This is a genomic window from Erythrobacter sp. S158, assembly GCF_057364915.1.
This window is the reverse complement of record NZ_CP200279.1, coordinates 2,058,444-2,075,811: the sequence shown is the minus strand read 5'-3', so window position 1 is coordinate 2,075,811 and position 17,368 is coordinate 2,058,444. Positions and strand designations below refer to the sequence as shown.

Here is a 17,368-nt window from a genome sequence, read left to right as displayed (position 1 = left end):
ACCTCCTGATGCGAAGGTGATGCGGGAGCGCGCCGGTTGTGTCCAGTGGCTTAGAGCAAGCGGGTCAGTAGCCGCTCGCCTGACCGTCCTTGCGCATCTCTGTCGCTCCTGAATAAACGCCGGTTTCCGCATCGCGCATGATCGCCTGATAGCCGCCGAACATGATGCCATTCGAGATAACGCGGACATTGTGTCCCATGGCTCGAAGCGCCTCGACGGTGGCTTCGGGGATGCCGGGTTCGACATTCAGCGTGCCGAGCGGATCGGCTGCAGGGCCGGAGAGTGCTTCGGTAGGCTGGCGACCGCCATCGTGGTTGATGCGCGCGGCATCGCCCGCTTCCTGAATGTCCATGCCATAATCGACCATGTTGATGAGCACCTGTACATGCCCCTGCGGCTGCATCCCGCCGCCCATCAGGCCGAGGGTCATGAACGGCTCGCCATCCTTTTTCACGAAAGCCGGGATGATTGTGTGAAACGGACGTTTGCCGGGTTCGTAGGCATTGGGGTGTTCGGGATCGAGGCTGAAGAGCTCGCCGCGGTCCTGAAACATGAAGCCCAGACCATCGGGCACCAGCCCGCCGCCCATACCGCGATAGTTCGACTGGATCAGGCTTACCATCATGCCGCTTTCGTCGGTGACAGTGAGATAGGTCGTGTCGCCTTCGCCTTCGAGCTTGGGTTCGCCGGGTCCGAATTCGGGTGTGGCGCGCGCGGGGTCGATGAGCGCGAAACGATCGCGGCCATATTCCTCGCTCAGCAATTCCTCAGGGAAACGGGTGAAATCGGGGTCGGCGTAGAAGCGCGCGACGTCGGCATAGGCGAGGCGCTTGGCCTCGGTGATGTAGTGAATGACTTGCGGGCTGCCGCGCTCCCACTGGGAAAGATCGACGTTCTTGAGGATGTTGACCATCTGCAGCGCTGCGAAACCTTGCGTGTTGGGCGGCAATTCGCACAGTTCGAACCCGTCGCGATATTCGGCGCAGGCCGGTTCGACCCAGTCGCTCTTGTGCGCGGCAAAGTCCTCCATCGTGTAGGCCGAACCTTGCCTTTGCAGGTAGTTGACCATGGTTTCAGCAAGCGCGCCTTGGTAAAACGCATCGCGGCCATCGCGCCCGATCGTCTCCAGCGTGTTGGCAAGGTCGGGGTTCTTGAAGACATCGCCCGCCTTGGGGGCGGTGCCGTCTGGGAAATAGGTCGCGCGCGCATTGTCGAATTCAAACGGATAGGCCTCAAGCCTGCCGGTGTAAGCGCGCAGGCTGCGGTCGAGATACATGGCGATGATTGGGGCAACCGGGTGACCCTCGCGCGCATATTCGACTGTCGGGGCAAGGATATCGCTCATAGGCAGCTTGCCGAACCGTTCGTGCATCGCAAACCAGCCGTCGACCGTGCCGGGAATGGTGACCGGGAGCGGGCCGACCGGAGGCAGCGCATCCTCACCATCGAGTTTCTCAAGCAGCTGATCAAGCGTCTGCCCCATCGGTGAGCGGCCCGATCCGTTGAGGCCATAAAGCTTGTCGGTCGCAGGGTCATAGATGATCGCGAAGATATCGCCGCCGATCCCATTGCCGGTGGGCTCCATCAGGCCGAGCGCTGCGTTGGCGGCTATCGCAGCATCCACCGCGCTGCCGCCTTCGCGCAGGATTTGCAGAGCGATCTGCGTTGCCAGCGGGTGAGCGGTCGCGGCCATGCCGTGCTCGGCATAGACCGGGCTGCGCGACCAGTTCGCGCCCACCGGTCGCCCGCCAGCCCCGATCTGTTCCTCTACCGGCTTGGCCTCCTGTGCGAGCACCGGAACGGCGGCGAGAGCGAGGGCCGAAATCCCGGCTGCTATAGCAAAACGCATGATTATCTCCTTTGGAGGGATTAACGCCTCAGGCGGTCCTTTTTTCCCGCTTCTTTCGCGCCTTCACGATGCGGGGCAACAGGAACAGATATCCGCCCGTTCCCCACATGATGATGAGCAGGATGCCCGTAGGCAGGAAGATATAGAGCTTTACCCAGTCGGCGAAGAACGACCCGTCATGGATCGTCTCGATCAGGTCCGAGCGGCGATAGGCGACCTTAAGCACTTCGGCAGTCTTTGAGTTGACTTGGACCTCCCAGCCTGACTTCGCGCGCAGCTTCGCCATACCGCGATCGACGCGCAGGTCGATGCGGTCGATGTCGGACCATTCCTCGATGCCCGCTTCGGGATGCTGGCGCGCGGCAGCAAGCATCTGGTCAAAGCTCGCCTGCGGCAATTGCGCTTCGGCCACGCCGCGCTCGGTGCCCGGCTGGATCCACTCGATCTCTTTCTTGAGCATGAGAAAGCCGCCGGCGACGAACATGATCGCGGCGGGGACGAATACGGCGAGAGAAAGCCAGTAGTGGACCTGACGGAACAGGCGTTTGGGGTTCATGGGGGTATTCCTGACGCGGGGACCTACCCAAGGCAAGCCCCCGCGCTGGGTCTTTCAGTTATTGCGGAAGCGGGCTTCCCGGCACCCACGGTGCGCCTGCTGCTGCAAGCTCAGCTTCGAAGGCCGGGATCGTGCTTTCGGTCAGCGTGCGCAGGCGGTCGCGGATCGCCCCGAAGTCTGCCTGGGCGTAGCCGAACTGTTCGCGGTGGGTTTGCGTGGGACCATAGGTCGACCCGCTCACCCCGAACATCACGCGGCCAAGACGGCTGCGAACGGTCGGCTGCGTGCGCTCATAGATCGCGTTGCGCGCTTCGTTTCCGTTGAGCATTTCGTCGAGAGTGCGCACTTCTGCACGGATCGCATCGAGCCGGTTGTCGAGCGTTGCCGGATCACCGCCGGGTGCTGCCCTCACAGCTGCGGCCATCAGGCCGACCCGGCGTTCGACATCGTTGAGCGTCGAGGCAACCGCCGAGACACGGCGGTCGAATGCAGCGATCTCGGCCCAGAAGTCCGAAGCGCCTGCCTGTGCCGGAAGTGCTCCTTCGCGAAGGCGTTCGACCGTGAAAGGCTGCGGACCGACAAGCTCGGTGGTCTGGCCGCGAACCCGCTTCGACATCGAGACGGTGTATTCGCCCGGTGCGACGAGGAAGCCCGAACGCTCCGATCCGCTGCGCGCGACCGAGGTCGAGGGATAGCGCAGGTTCCAGTTGACGCGGTGGAAACCCTTCTTGGCAGGTCCCTTGATCCGGCGAACGACGTTTCCTTCGGAATCGCGCACAGTTAGCCAGATGGCAGGATCTTCTTCCTGAAGCTCTGCGGTCAGCGCATCGAAGCTGGGGAAGGGCGTGTCGTCTCCAGCCTTGACCAGCGGACGTTCGCGTTCCTGGCGCATGGCTTCGAGCGACTGGATGTCGTCGGCTAGATAGTAGGTGAAGTTCGCGCCGAATTCGGGGTTGGGAGCCATATAGTATCCGTGCCCCTGCGAACCGCCGCGAGAGAAGGCGAGTTCCGGCTTCTCAATATACCACCAAGCCTTGCGACCCGGGAACAGCATCGCTTCCTGCCCAAGGCTCGCTTCGTTGAGCGTGCGAAGCGGCGAGATGTCATCGACGATGAAAAAGCCGCGGCCAAAACTTGCGGCAACAAGGTCATCCTCGCGCCGCTGGATCGTAACGTCGCGGAACGAAATCGTTGGCGCATCGCCCGAAAGCTTGGTCCACTTCGCGCCGCCATCGAGGCTGAAGAACAGCGCAAACTCGGTCGCGGTGAACAGCAGGTTGGGGTTCACGTGGTCCTGAACCAGGCGCCAGACGAGGTGCCGGTCAGGAATGTTTGCTGCAATGCTGCGCCACGTGCGACCGCGGTCACTGCTCTTGAGCAGATACGGTTTGAAGTCGCCGTATTTGTGATTGTCGAGCGCGACATAAACGGTGTTCACGTCATGCAGATCGGCGCGAATGTCGTTGACGAATGCGGTCGCCGGAACGCCCGGAAGCGAGCCGACTTCGACCCGGCGCCAGTTCGCGCCGCCATCTTCCGTTACCTGGATGAGGCCGTCGTCGGTGCCGACATAAAGCAGGCTTTCGTTGAGCGGCGACTCTCCGATCGAAGTGATCGTATTGTACTGGCTCATCGCGTAGATGTCCCACGGCGCATCCCAGCTCCACTGGCGGTCCATGACGGGCAGGCGCATGCGGTTTTCATTGCGGGTGAGATCGCCCGAGATCGCGGTCCAGCTGTCGCCGCGATTGTCCGAACGCCACAGGCGCTGCGAAGCAAAGTAGAGGCGGGTTGGCTCATGCTGGCTGACCCAGATCGGCGAATCCCAGTTCCAGCGCGGAATGTCATCGCCCGGCGCGGGCTGCGGCTGAATGCGCACCACTTCGCCGGTGATTCGGTCGATGCGGGCAAGGTTCCCCTGCTGCGACTGCGCATACATGATGTTGGGATTGCCCGGCTCGGTCGCGGACTGGTGGCCATCACCGCCAAGCGTCACGAACCAGTCGTCGTTGCGAATGCCCTGACGGTTATCGGTGCGCGAAGGACCGCCTTGCGAGTTGTTGTCCTGCGTGCCGCCATAGACATAGTAGAACGGCTCGGCATCATCGACCGCGACCTTGTAGAATTGCGTGATCGGCAGGTTGTTGATGAAGCGCCAGGTCTTGGTGTGGTCCCAGCTTTCATAGAGGCCACCGTCAGAGCCGAACATGATGTATTCGGGATCGGTCGGGTGGAACGCGATGGCGTGGTCATCGACGTGCTTCAGGTCGTTGTTGAGACCGTAGAAAGTCTTCCCGCCATCATTCGAAATCTGCGAGGTGTTCGAGACAAGGTAGATGCGGTCGAAGAAGTGCGGGCTGGCGTAAAGCTCCTGATAGTAGTGCGGGCCGGTGCCGCCGCTGACCGTGTCGGACATCTTGGTCCAGCTCGATCCGCGATTGTCCGAACGCCAAACGCCGCCTTCGCGACGGTCCAGCTCGATCGCGGCATAGACGACGTCGGGCTGCATGGGTGAGATGGCGAGGCCGATCTTGCCCTTGTTGCCGCCGGGGATGCCGCTCTTCAGCTCGGTCCAGGTGTCCCCGCCATCTTCGCTGCGCCACAGGCCGGTTTCCGGGCCGCCACCGATGTAAGCGGCTACCGTGCGGTGACGCTGCCAAAGGGCTGCGTAGAGCCGGTCAGGATTGCTGGGATCAATCACGAGATCGCCTGCGCCGGTATATTCGCCAGCGGACAGGACATTTTCCCAAGTTTCGCCGCCATCGGTCGTCTTGTAGACGCCGCGCTCACCGCCGGGCGACCAAAGCGGTCCCTGGGCTGCGACCCAGACAGTGTTCGAATCTTCCGGGTGGACGATGATGTTGCCGATCCGCTCGGTCCCTTCGAGACCCTTCTTGGTCCAGCTCTTGCCGCCGTCTTCGGAGAGGTAGATGCCATCGCCGTAGCCAGCGTGGCGGCCCCCGTGGTTCTCGCCCGTGCCGACCCAGATGCGGCTGGGATCGGATGGATCGAGGCCGAGAGAGCCGATGGAGTAGGAGCCTTGCCCGTCGAACAGGCTGGTCCAGGTCGTGCCGGCATTTTCGGTCTTCCAGACACCGCCTGAGCCCACGGCTACATACCAAGTGGCTGGATCGTCCTGAACGATGGCGATGTCGGCGATGCGTCCCGACATGAAGGCAGGGCCGATATTGCGAAGCTTGAAAGCGCTGAACGTGCTGCTCGACAGCGCTGGTTTGTCCTCCTCGGTTTCGTCCTGTGCAACCGCAACCTGACCGAGCCCCAAAATAGCGGCAGCGGCGAGAACAAGCCTCGAAAATTTCATGTGATTCAGCCCCTCGTAAAACGAGCGCGCACGGTCCTGAAGCAATGGCGCGCTCGCAAGCCCCAGCCGATGAACGGTCAACGACTATCGTTGGCCGTCACAATCGACGTCTCGGGTGAGGGTGTAGCAAAGTTGTCGCGCTTGGCCAGCGCGATGGCTAGGCAGATTAGTCGTGCTGGTGCTCGCCCGCTTCGTAATCGCCGCGCGGTGCGTCGATCAGGCCGGAGAAGAAGATCGCGTTCATCAGCAGCTTCTCCGTCCCGGCATAGGTGCCGCGGAAAACCGGGTTGTCGGCCATCAGGATCACCGTCCCGCGCCGCATACGCTCCGCCACGACAGACGGGGTTCCGCCGATTTCGTCGAGACGTTTGCGCGAGGCATAGCCTGAAAGCAGCGGGTCATTCTCGTACTGCACCGGAACCGCGTAGGGGTTCCCCTCAGGCCGCATCAGCGTGAAAGTGACGTTGCGGTGGACGGGCAGCTCGCGGTTCGCATAGCCGAAGCCGAGCGGGTGGCTGGTGTCGATATCGGCTGCAAAGATCGAGCCGCCGATCACGTCCTGCGCATCGCGAACGGAAAGCTCGGAGAAGTTCAAACGCTCGGTCGTTTCCTCGCTGTCGCTTTCGTCCTTCTCCTCGTCCTCGTCCTTTTCGCGGCCAAGGATCGCACTCTGCGCCCACAATGCCGCGCTGCGCGTTGCGATCAGCGTGCCGCCGTCCTCGATCCAGCCCTTGACCTCTTCGGTCACGCCTTCGCTCAGAGCAGCATTGCCGCCGACCAGCACGAGGTGGGTGTAATCGCTCCAGGGAAGCGAGCCGAGGTCGTCTTTCTTCACCAGCGTCACCGGCATGCGGTGATTATGGTCGAGCGTCCACCAGACCTCACCATAATCGTAGCGCGACAGACCGCCATCATAGGCGAGCACTACGCGCGGATTTTCGAGCGAGCGGAACACGCCGGTCGCGCCGAGGTCGCGGCCCGTGTCGGGCGTCGAGCCGGAGGAAACCGCGTAAACGGGTACGCCATCTTCAGCGGCGATGGTCTGCATGACCGCGTGGATGTCGGCTTGCGACGCTTCCTGCCGCGCGAGCGGGACGAAGATCGAACCACGTCCGAACTGGACGTTGCCTGCGGTGGTCGGGAACATCGCTTCTTCCATCGCGGCGCGGGCCATGATGTCCTTTGACAGGATGCGGTTGAGCGCGCGCGGCGCGTAGGTGTGCGACCAGTCGAAGACATAGCCATAGCGCGCCCGCTCAGGCGCAGGGGCGCTCTGGAACGCGCCATCTGCGCTTGCTCCCCGATTGCCGCTGCCAACGCGCGCATATTCGAGGTCGTAAGCGAGCGGGAGGGTCCAGCCAGAAACATCGTAGAAGATGTTTTCCTCGAACTCGGTGATGCGTTCGAAGATGCCGCGGATCATGCGGTTGTTGAGCTGCGCATCGGGCACGAAGTAGCTGGTCGAAGCACCGAATGTGCGCCCGCCTGCGGTGACGTCCGATCCGAGGCGGGTCACGCGAATGTCGTGCATGTTGAGAAGGCGCACAAAGCGCGCAGCTCGCTCAGGATCACCCTCGGCGGTGAAGACCCAGCCGCCAGCGCCGCCGTTGCGGGCGTTCTGGGCGAAGAAGTCACGCTGGTAAGCGGTGATTTCGTTGCGCAGGTCGAGCGAGCCTTGGATGGAAGTCAGCGCCATACGGAAATGCGTGCGGGCATTGTCTGCTGTGGTGACGAGGCCTCGCTCGGTCTGGATCGCGCCGCCGCGCGCCGCGCCCGCTTCGAACAGGATGCCGAGCGCGCCGTTGATCTGCGGGTAGGTCGAACCCTTGCCGATGTAGAAATTGTCGAAGCCTTCCTCGCTCGAATAGAGCCGTGCTTCGCTGTCCATCCATGCGGCATGGCGCTGCGCGATCTGCTTGGTGAGGTCACGCGCGCGCACCGGGATGAGCGGATTGCGACGCAGCTCTTCGCCGGGGTGGAAGTAGTATGGCGAGGCCGAACCCATCTCGTGATAGTCGACCGACACCATCGGCTTCCACTTGTGCCATTCGCGGATCCACGCCTGGCTTTCTGGCTGGGTCAGGAGCAGCCACTGACGGTTGAGGTCGAAGCCGTAATGATTGGTGCGCGCATCGACCCACAAATTGTGCGCAGCATCGTTCGGGTCGGTGTTGTCGGCATAGGACCAGAACTTCTCGACATGATCTACGCGGCGCGAATGTCCGTCTGGGTTGAAAGCGACGGTGAGCACGATCACGGAATCGCGAAGCTGCGCTTCGATCTGCGGGCCTTGCGCTGCTGCAAGGTGATAAAGCGTCGGGATCGAGCCGACCATGCCAGTCGTCTCTGCCCCGTGAACGCCCCAGTTGATCCACAGCACCATCGGCGCTGCATCGGCTGACGCATTGCCCTGCGCGCGGGCAAGATGGGTCTGGCGAATGCTCTCGATATTCGCGTGGTTCTGAGGGCTGGTGACGGTGAAGGTGAGGATCGGGCGGCGTTCGTGCGAGTAGCCGATCGTTTCTACCGTGATCCTGTCCGAGCGCGCCGCAAGATCGCGCAAATAGGCGACAAGGTCCGCGTAGCGTACCGGTCGCTCGCCAATTTCGTAGCCTGCGCTGTCCTCGAAAGACGGGATGCTCTCGTCATAGGTGACGCCTGCAACCTGGAAGAATTCGACCGGCTCGGCAGCGACAGGAGCCGCTGCGAATGGAATCGAAAAAGCAGCAAGGGCGGCGAGAGCGCGGCGCAGCATGGGCAATCCTCGTAGACGTGACTGTTTGAACCAGCGCCTTGGACAAGGCGCCGTTTGTGCCTCTCGCTAGCCCATGCGCCGCGCAAGTCAAATCCCGATCGAAATGGCCGCTTGATGCGAGCCGCATGCCCGCTATGGTTTTGCACAAAGGGGAGAACAATTTATGCGCGCATCGTTTATCTCAACCACCGGACTTGCATTGGTTTTTGGCCTCGGGGCCTCCGTGCCCGCTGCGGCGCAGGACGGCTACCAGACCCCGCCGCCGGAGGTGACCGATATCGTCACCCGCGCACCTGCACCGCGCGTCTCGATCTCGCCTGATAATGACCTTATCCTGCTGATGGAGCGCGAGGCCCTGCCGCCGGTTGCCGACCTTGCGCGGCCGATGGAAAAGCTCGCCGGGATCCGCCTCGATGCGAGCATCAATGACCGCTACGGCACGCGCGCCTTTGTCGGCCTGTCGCTTCAGGACATCGCCACCGGCGAGGTGCGCGCCATCGACCTGCCGGCCAATGCCGACATCTCGGACGTGGCGTGGTCAACCGACGGGTCGAAGATCGTCTTCACCAACACGCGTGCTGACGCGATGGATGTTCACGTCCTCGACACCGCCAGCGGCGCGGTTGCTACATTGATGACCGGGGGAGTGAACCCGGTATTCCAAAGCCCGACATGGCTGCCCGGCGGTTCGCTTCTCACGCTCGCCATTCCGTCCGATCGCGGCGCAAAGCCGATAGAATTGCTTACGCCCCAGGGCCCGGCGATCCAGGACGCATCGGGCGGCCAGGAAGCGCAGACCCGCACTTTCCAGAACCTGCTCGAAAACCCGCATGACGAGGCAATGTTCAAATGGCTCGCCACCAGCCAGCCGGTGATCATGCACGCCGACGGTTCGAACAAGCGCATGGTTGGCGAACCGCGCATCTACACCAGCGTAAGCGCCTCGCCCGATGGCAACTACCTGCTGATGGAATGGATCAACGAGCCGTTCTCCTACCAGGTGCCGTGGTATCGTTTCCCGCGGACGAGCGCTATCTACACGATGGACGGCGACCTCGTCTCTACCATCGTCGAACAGCCGCTTGCCGATGCCCTGCCGGTGCAGGGCGTCGTTACCGGAAGGCGCAACATTCAGTGGCATCCGGGCGAAGACGCGATGCTGATGTGGGTCGAGGCGCAGGACGGCGGCGACCCGCGCACCGAAAGCGACAATCGCGATAACGTGCTCGCCTTCGAGGCGCCGTTTACGGGCGAGGGCCGTGTGCTCGCTCGCCTCGAAGATCGCGCATCGGGCGCGATGGGGATCGAGGGCACCGACGATCTCATCGTCTATGAATATGACCGTGACACGCGCGAGCTTCGGCAGACGCTGGTCGATGTGCGCGATGGCGATGCGCCGCGTGAGCTCGTCCTCCGCAATGTGCAGGACGCTTACAACGATCCCGGCAGCCCGCTGATGACGACCAACGAATACGGCAAATATGTCGCGCGCAATGTCGACGGAAAGCTGCTGCTGACCGGATCGGGAGCAACGCCCGAGGGCCTGCGTCCCTTCCTGCGCCGCTTCGATCTGGCATCGCTCGAGACCGAAGAAGTCTGGCGCAATTCCGGCGAACAGCTGGAATCGGTGATCGACGTCGTGACCGAGGATGGTAGCGAGTTCATCACATTCTACGAAAGCCCGACCAATCCGGGCAATGTGAAGCTTTACTCCGATGGCGCAGAGCGCTTCCTCACGAACTTCCCCGACCCGCACCCCGAACTGACCGGTATCAAGCGCGAACTGGTCACCTACACCCGCGAGGATGGGGTGGAATTGACCGCAACGCTTTACCTCCCGCCCGAATACAAGGAGGGCGAAAAGGTGCCGGTGGTAGTGTGGGCCTACCCGCGCGAATTCAACAACGCAGCGACCGCAGGACAGAACCGCGATTCGCCGTACCGCTTCACCCGGATCGGCGGCTATTCGCACCTGTTTTTCCTGACGCAAGGGTATGCGGTGCTCGACCGCGCTTCGATGCCGGTGGTCGGGTCGGACCCGGAGACGGTCAACGACACCTTTATCGAACAGGTCGTCTCCAATGCTCAGGCAGCTGTCGATTTCACGGTTGAACGCGGCTTTGGCGACGGGGTGCGGCTGGGTGTCGGTGGGCACAGCTATGGCGCCTTCATGACCGCTCATCTCCTGGCGCGCAGCGACCTGTTCCGCGCAGGCATCGCGCGTTCGGGCGCATACAACCGCACGCTCACCCCTTTCGGTTTTCAGGCAGAACGCCGCATCTTCTGGGACACGCCCGAGACCTACTACCGCCTCAGCCCCTTCATGGCAGCGAACATGATCAACGAGCCGGTCCTGTTCATCCACGGCGACAATGACAGCAATTCAGGCACCTTCCCGCAGCAGTCGGAGCGCATGTTTGCAGCGGTGAAGGGCACGGGCGGCACCGCGCGGCTCGTGATGTTGCCGCACGAGGATCACGGTTATCGCGGCCGCGAATCCGTGCTGCACACGCTTCACGAGATGTTCGAATGGTTCGACGCCCACGTGAAGAATGCGGAGGTCCAGGAGGGCGGCTAAGGCCTGATCGAGTTGGAAAAGAGCAGGAGGCTGGTGCCGGTTAGAGGATTCGAACCCCTGGCCTGATGATTACAAATCAACTGCTCTACCAACTGAGCTAAACCGGCGTGCCTGCGGTGCGTTCTCGCAAAGAGAGCGCCCGCTAGCCGCAAAGCGCCCCTTCTGTCCAGATGGCAATGCCACTTGCGCGCAAAGAGGGGGCGCTTTTCGGTTTGCCGAAGACAGTTTGCACTTTGTCGAATGACCAGCAAATGGCCTTGCATCCCGCCTGCTTAAGATACATCTTAGTGCCACAAGAAAGGGGCGAATGGTGGACGACAATCTGCACAAACAGATGGTTTTTGAAGAGAACCGCAAGTCAACGGGGGTGGCATACCTCCTATGGCTTTTCCTTGGCTGGTTCGGGGTTCACCGCTTCTACACGGGCAACACCAAGTCCGGTGCGATCCAGCTTGTTCTGACGCTGACAGGGATCGGTTTTCTGCTCGTCACGTTCTGGTGGTGGCTGTTCGATGCGCTGCTGGTGCCGGGCCTCGTGAACGAGCGCAATCGCAACACGATCGACATGATCAACGCCTCGATGTCCTATCGCGAAGGCGAGCACGTCGAAGAGCCGCGCCGCGTCGAGAGTGAGGCTGATCGCAGGCGCGAGGCAATGCTCGAGGACCTGCGGCAAACCGGCTACCGCAAGGAACGCCGCAGCGACTACTCGCAGTTGTATCGTTAACATTTCGCGCCCGCATCCGCGGGCGCGTCCTCGCTAGACGCGCAGCAAAGCTGCGCCCGCTGCGGGCGGGCGGTCGCCCTTGCGGTCGCTGGCGCGACCGAAATTCCTACAACCCTCCAAACGTCCATCCCTCCGTCCAGGCGATTTCCGCTGTCAGGCAGCGTGGCTCCCAGCGCTCGGGCTCGCTTGCGGTCTTGCGTAGCCATGCGGCGGTCAACAGTGCATCGGAGGAATGGTCGTCAATCTCGCCGAACTTGTCGACCGGCGGACTGTCGAGCGCGCCGATGGCAGCATTGAGGTCGGCATAGGTGAGCAGTTTGGTGCGCGTCCCGTTTTTGCCGCCCAGCGCATCGGCGGCTTCGCGTGAGGCGAGGCCGGTATAGATCTCGACCAGCATCGAGCCGCCCTGTTTGAGCCGTTTTTCCGGCACCGGGTCCATTGGCCAAACCGGCAAAGACCCACGCAGTTTGTGCAGCATCCGCATTCCGGTGAGCGAGCTTTTGCCCACCTGCGCCGCACCCACCAGATTGAAGTTCGAAACCGGTCGGCATTTCTGTCGCCACTGGGCGACTTCGGCCTCGCGCAATCGACCTGTCTTGCTTGCCGCATGGGGCAGGTGGAAGCGGTCGCCCTCATCGCCCTTGCCGTGCCGGAAGTAGCGCCGAGCCTCAACGTGTTCGACAAAACTGTGCGCGCCAAGATGCGGGTCGTCTTCGCAAATCTCGTCGATCAGCGCCCAGAGCTTCTTGGCGTGGCTGGGAGATCGATCCCAGCCGGGAAAGAAGGCACCACAATCGTTGAAGGGGAGCGATATGCCGAGATCGATCCCGACCAGAGTGTTGGCCGGCAATTCGTCGCGCAGCAGGTGAAAGACATCGACCCGCGACCAACCGCCATCCGGTGGCTCCACCAGCACCGGCGGGCCACCCGCCGCCTCGGCAATGGCGAGCGCTATGCCCTTTTGGCGTTCACCTTTGGCACCCGACCAGTCGACGGCAAGGAAGTGGTCCCAGTCCCTCATGCCTGGCGCTCGCTGCGAAGCTTGTCCCAATAGGCGATCCGCTCACGAACCTTGCGCTCGAAACCGCGCTCGACCGGCTCGTAGAAAGTCTGCGGCTCCATCTCCTCGGGCCAGTAATTGTCGCCCGAAAAGCCTTCGTCGGTGTTGTGATCGTAGGCGTAGCCTTCGCCGTACCCGATATCCTTCATCAGCTTGGTCGGCGCGTTGAGAATGTTGGCTGGCGGCATCAGCGAACCCGTCTCCTTCGCGGCGCGGAAGGCGGATTTTTGCGCTGCATAGGCAGCGTTCGATTTGGGCGCGGTGGCGCAGTAGAGGCAGGCCTGCACAATCGCGAGTTCACCTTCGGGGCTGCCGAGGAACTGGAAGGCATCCTTCGCCGCAAGGCATTGGGTAAGCGCCTGTGGGTCAGCGAGGCCGATGTCTTCCGATGCAAAGCGCACGAGGCGCCGCAGTACGTAGAGCGGCTCTTCCCCGGCGGTGAGCATTCGCGCGAGGTAATAGAGCGATGCCTGAGGGTCGGAACCGCGCAGGCTTTTGTGAAGCGCGCTGATGAGGTTGTAATGCCCGTCGCGGTCCTTGTCATAGACCGCAACGCGCCGCTGCAGGAATGCGCCGAGAGCCGCCGGATCGAGCGGCGCGTCAAGCTTCGCATTGTAGAGCGTCTCGGCCTGACCCAGCAGGAAACGACCGTCGCCATCGGCGCTCGCAATCAGGGCTGCGCGCGCGTCCTCGGTAAGGGGGAGGGGGCCTTCAAGTCCCTCTGCGCGCGACAGCAGTTTTTCCAGCGCTTCATGGCTTAGCCGCTCGAGGATCAGCACCTGAGCGCGGCTCAGCAGTGCTGCGTTGAGGGCGAAGCTGGGGTTCTCGGTCGTTGCGCCGACCAGCGTGACCGTCCCGCGTTCGACAAACGGAAGGAAACCGTCCTGTTGCGCGCGGTTGAAGCGGTGGATTTCGTCCACAAAAAGCAGCGTGGTCTTGCCCGCATCGGCCATCTTGTCGGCTTCGGCAAAGGCCTTTTTTAGGTCAGCCACGCCCGAAAAGACGGCGCTGATCGAGACGAAACGCATGCCCACCGCATCGGCAAGCAAGCGCGCTATGCTGGTCTTGCCCGTGCCCGGCGGACCCCATAACACCATGCTGGCAAGGCGACCTGCCGCCACCATCCGCCCGATTGCACCCTCCGGGCCGGTCAGGTGCTCCTGCCCGATAACCTCATCAAGCGAGCATGGACGCAGGCGGTCGGCGAGCGGGGCATCAGCGCGCGGTTCGTCCGCAGCGCGGGCGGGCGGGGGATCATCTGCAAACAAGTCGGCCATTCGTGGATCGAGATAAGCCACTCGTCGGAAAAAGCCATATCGCGCGATCAGACCCCTTGAAGAGATAGGTCAAAGATATATCTTGAGCGTCATAAGAACTATCAGGAGAATTACGATGACCAGAAGGTATGGACGCGGCGGCTGGAACCAGTTGGGCCCGATGCTCGCCATGATGGCGGCGCAGGCCGCGAATGAGTGGGACTCCAGCAGCGAGCGTGATGAGCGCCGTTCGCGCCGCTCTCGCACCTGGCACGACGGAGCTAAAACTCGCAAGCGCCGCGGTCGTATGTTCGGCACTGGCGAACTTCGCCTCGCGCTGCTTGCCCTCATCAATAACGAGCCGCGCCACGGCTACGAACTGATCCGCGCAATCGAGGATATGACCGGCGGCAGCTATGCCCCGTCACCGGGCGCCGTCTATCCGACGCTCCAGATGCTTGAGGAAGAAGGCCTGATCAAACCGGCAAAGGTCAAGGCTGCTTCGGATGACGACGAGGCCAGCAGCAAGAAGCCGTTCAAGGCAACCAAGGCAGGCAAGGCGGAACTCGCCGACCGCGCCGACGAAGTCGACGAACTGATGGGCCGCCTGGGCGAGCACGGTGCCCGCGCCGAGAAGGTCAAGGCCAAGTCGCCCGACCTGTGGCGTGCAATGGGCAACCTTGCGACCGTACTCAAGAACCGTGCACGCGCCGGAAAGCTCGATCAGAAGGCGATCGACGAGATCGTCGACATCATCGACGAAGTCGCCAAGCGCATCGAGCGCCTCTGAGATTTTACCAAGGCGAAACTATAGGCGTTCGCGTTAAGATCACGTCTCCGGTGCATGAAGGATACTCGCGCGGGGCCTTTCAGGCTCAGCAGTCCTCAACGCCCGGAGACTTTATCCATGCAAGCCATTCTTTCCAGACGCGATGAAACCGGCGGAGCGATGCCGTGGCACATGCTGGCGGTGGGCGTTCTTGTCCTTGTGTGGTCAATCATGGTGTTTGCCAAATACGGTGTGCTCGGCACGGCGTCGGGCGAAATCTCGGGCTGGACACAGGTGTACGTGGCGGCCTGCGTCTGGGGTAGTTTTGCAGGCGCAATACTGCTGCTTGCGCGCTCACGCTGGGCCGTTCAGGCTTTTGTGACCGGCATCGTGGGGATCATGGCAGCGTCATTCACGATGATTGTTCTCAACAGCCCGGCGGGCAATATCTATCACATGCCAGCGCTGTTTGGCCTTTGGGTCATCACTCAGACCGCACTGCTTTACGCTCTTCGTGTGCGTTCTCGCGGGCTGCTGCGTTAAGGCGCTTAGACGGAACGATAAGTTCCTCGTCGATGCGGCGCTTGCGAGGCGCGGCCTGATCTGACACTCCTTACCCGACGGGTCGCCCTTCAATGGTCGCGATATCGCGGGGAGAGACATAATGAACATAATCGGGCGCGCGAAAACGCCGTGGCACCTTTGGGTGGTCGGCGTACTTACTCTGCTATGGAACTCGGTTGGCGGGTTCAGCTACACCATGACCCGGCTCGGCATGCTCGAAAGCCTCGGCATGAGCGAAACCGAGATCGCCTTTTTCGAAAGCCATCCTCTCTGGGCCAACACCTTTTGGGCGATGGGCGTTTGGGGCGCGATTGCCGGTTCGATCCTGATCCTTTTGCGTTCGCGCTACGCGGTTCATGCGACCGTGATCGCGATCATTGGCCTGATCGGCACGACCATTTTTCAGTATGCGATGATCGAAGTGCCCGAGAGCCTGCAAAGCCCTGCGCTCACGATCATGATCTGGGTGACCACGCTGTTCATGCTGATCTACGCATCGCGCATGACGCAAAACAGCGTGCTTCGTTAACCAGCCTGCGTCGGGCAGCCTACTGGGCCTCGGCCGCCTGCAATGCGCGGCGATCTTCGATCAGGCGGATATAGGTGTCGGCGACGACCTGATTGATCGCGTCCCAGCTGTATTCGAAACTGCGTTCTTCGCCCGCGCGTCCATGCGCCATGCGAAGCGCGGGGTCAGTACAGTAGGGCGCGATTGCCTCGGCGAGGCCAACGCTATCGGGGGACTTGTCGCCCTTCTTTCCCGTTAGCGGGACGAGCCTGCCGGTGACGCCATCATTGACGAGGCTTGATGCACCGGTTGCGCCAGCTGCGACGACAGGAAGGCCGCAAGCCATGGCTTCGAGAGTGACGTTTCCGAATGTCTCGGTGACGCTGGGGTTGAAGAAGATATCCCCGCTCGCCAATGCCTGCCCCAGATCCTCGCCGGTCTTGAACCCTGCGAAGATACCACCGGGCAGCGCGTCCTTGAACCAGTCATGCGCAGGCCCGTCGCCGATGACCAGCACCTTGTGCGGGACCTGGCGCTTTCTCAACTGAACGATGGTCTCGGCAAAGACGTCGAGGCCCTTTTCCATGACCAGCCGCCCGAGAAACACGATCGCCACGTCGTCGTCCTCAAGACCCATGGAGCGGCGCCATTCGAGATCGCGCTTTTGCGATGAGAAGATCGTGCGATCCACCCCGCGCGACCACAGCGCGATATCGTCGTGCATGTCCATCGCCAGCAATTCGTCGATCATGCTCTGCGAAGGGGCGACCAGCGCATCGCAGCGATTATAGAATTGTTCGAGAATGCCGACGACCAGCGGTTCGGTGAATGCGAGGCCGTAATAGCGTGGGTAGGTTTCAAAACGGGTGTGCACGCTCGCCAGCACGGGAATGTCGTGCTGCTGCGCCCAGCGAAGCGCGGCGTGCCCTGCCGGGTCGGGCGAGGAGAGGTGCACGATGTTCGGCTTGAACTTTTCCAGATCGCGCTTGACCGCGCCGCCAAGGCGCAGCGGCAGGCGATACTCCCCGCGACCCTTTACCGGCATGCGCACATTGGGCACTCCGACAAGGTCGCCGGTCGGCGGAAAATCGGGTTCGGCAACCTTGGGGGAATAGACGCGCACGCTCGCGCCCTTGTCGAGAAGCGACCCGACAAGGCGGTTCAGCGCCTGGTTCGCTCCATCACGGGTGTAATTGTAATTGCCACTGAACAGGGCAATGCGAAGGTCGTCTGTCTGCATTGCCGGGCACATCTAAGGCAGTCGCGCGTTGAATGCGAGAGGCTTGCGACAAGCATTTGATCTTTGCCCAATTCACTTTCACCGATTGCGGAGGATTTCTCATTGACTCTTCGCAGCGCAACATTAGTTCGGCCAGCGGGCCACGCGGTCCCAACGCCGCGCGTGCTCTCTGTAAGGAGAGAAT

The 17,368-nt window shown here is 62.0% G+C and carries 12 protein-coding genes and 1 tRNA gene; 5 read left to right on the top strand and 8 right to left on the bottom strand.

The window, feature by feature from the left end; genetic code table 11:
- Positions 1–64: 64 nt before the first annotated feature.
- The 4 genes from ggt to AC0V6T_RS10240 all read right to left on the bottom strand — a co-directional run bounded on the left by ggt (position 65) and on the right by AC0V6T_RS10240 (position 8,482).
- Positions 65–1,849 (bottom strand): gamma-glutamyltransferase, encoded by a 1,785-nt coding sequence (gene ggt / locus AC0V6T_RS10255; protein ID WP_486126599.1) that lies wholly within the window; start codon positions 1,847–1,849, stop codon positions 65–67.
- Between the two features lie 28 nt (positions 1,850–1,877).
- Positions 1,878–2,405, bottom strand: a complete 528-nt coding sequence (locus tag AC0V6T_RS10250) for a PepSY domain-containing protein (protein WP_486126597.1) — start codon at positions 2,403–2,405, stop codon at positions 1,878–1,880.
- Between the two features lie 58 nt (positions 2,406–2,463).
- Positions 2,464–5,727, bottom strand: a complete 3,264-nt coding sequence (locus AC0V6T_RS10245; protein ID WP_486126595.1) for a VPS10 domain-containing protein — start codon at positions 5,725–5,727, stop codon at positions 2,464–2,466.
- A gap of 166 nt (positions 5,728–5,893) precedes the next feature.
- Positions 5,894–8,482 carry a M14 family zinc carboxypeptidase gene (locus AC0V6T_RS10240; protein WP_486126593.1) on the bottom strand — a complete coding sequence of 863 codons (2,589 nt, stop codon included), beginning with the start codon at positions 8,480–8,482 and terminating at the stop codon, positions 5,894–5,896.
- Between the two features lie 163 nt (positions 8,483–8,645).
- Here AC0V6T_RS10240 and AC0V6T_RS10235 point away from each other — a divergent pair, with 163 nt between their 5' ends.
- Entirely contained in the window at positions 8,646–11,060 is a 2,415-nt protein-coding gene (locus tag AC0V6T_RS10235) for a S9 family peptidase (RefSeq protein ID WP_486126591.1), read from the top strand.
- Between the two features lie 31 nt (positions 11,061–11,091).
- Here the strand turns inward: AC0V6T_RS10235 and AC0V6T_RS10230 are convergent.
- A tRNA-Thr gene (locus AC0V6T_RS10230) sits at positions 11,092–11,167 on the bottom strand.
- 200 nt (positions 11,168–11,367) lie between these two features.
- Between AC0V6T_RS10230 and AC0V6T_RS10225 the strand changes: the two genes are divergently transcribed.
- Positions 11,368–11,787, top strand: a complete 420-nt coding sequence (locus AC0V6T_RS10225; protein ID WP_007163372.1) for a TM2 domain-containing protein — start codon at positions 11,368–11,370, stop codon at positions 11,785–11,787.
- 106 nt (positions 11,788–11,893) lie between these two features.
- Here AC0V6T_RS10225 and AC0V6T_RS10220 read toward each other — a convergent pair whose 3' ends face one another.
- Together AC0V6T_RS10220 and AC0V6T_RS10215 are read right to left on the bottom strand one after the other, a co-directional pair.
- Complete coding sequence (locus AC0V6T_RS10220) at positions 11,894–12,808, bottom strand: hypothetical protein (protein ID WP_486126589.1); 915 nt, start codon at positions 12,806–12,808, stop codon at positions 11,894–11,896.
- A complete protein-coding gene (locus tag AC0V6T_RS10215; RefSeq protein WP_486126587.1) occupies positions 12,805–14,124 on the bottom strand; it encodes a replication-associated recombination protein A in 1,320 nt (439 codons plus the stop codon). The genes AC0V6T_RS10220 and AC0V6T_RS10215 overlap by 4 nt, the downstream gene beginning before the upstream one ends.
- Positions 14,125–14,239: 115 nt before the next feature.
- Between AC0V6T_RS10215 and AC0V6T_RS10210 the strand changes: the two genes are divergently transcribed.
- From AC0V6T_RS10210 to AC0V6T_RS10200, 3 genes are all read left to right on the top strand, one after another.
- Complete coding sequence (locus AC0V6T_RS10210) at positions 14,240–14,893, top strand: PadR family transcriptional regulator (protein WP_486126585.1); 654 nt, start codon at positions 14,240–14,242, stop codon at positions 14,891–14,893.
- Between the two features lie 117 nt (positions 14,894–15,010).
- The gene (locus tag AC0V6T_RS10205) at positions 15,011–15,415 is read left to right on the top strand and encodes a hypothetical protein (protein ID WP_486126583.1); all 405 of its coding nucleotides are present in this window, start codon (positions 15,011–15,013) and stop codon (positions 15,413–15,415) included.
- A gap of 121 nt (positions 15,416–15,536) precedes the next feature.
- Entirely contained in the window at positions 15,537–15,965 is a 429-nt protein-coding gene (locus AC0V6T_RS10200; protein WP_486126581.1) for a hypothetical protein, read from the top strand.
- A gap of 19 nt (positions 15,966–15,984) precedes the next feature.
- Here AC0V6T_RS10200 and AC0V6T_RS10195 read toward each other — a convergent pair whose 3' ends face one another.
- Positions 15,985–17,184 (bottom strand): glycosyltransferase family 4 protein, encoded by a 1,200-nt coding sequence (locus AC0V6T_RS10195; RefSeq protein ID WP_486126579.1) that lies wholly within the window; start codon positions 17,182–17,184, stop codon positions 15,985–15,987.
- Positions 17,185–17,368: the final 184 nt, after the last annotated feature.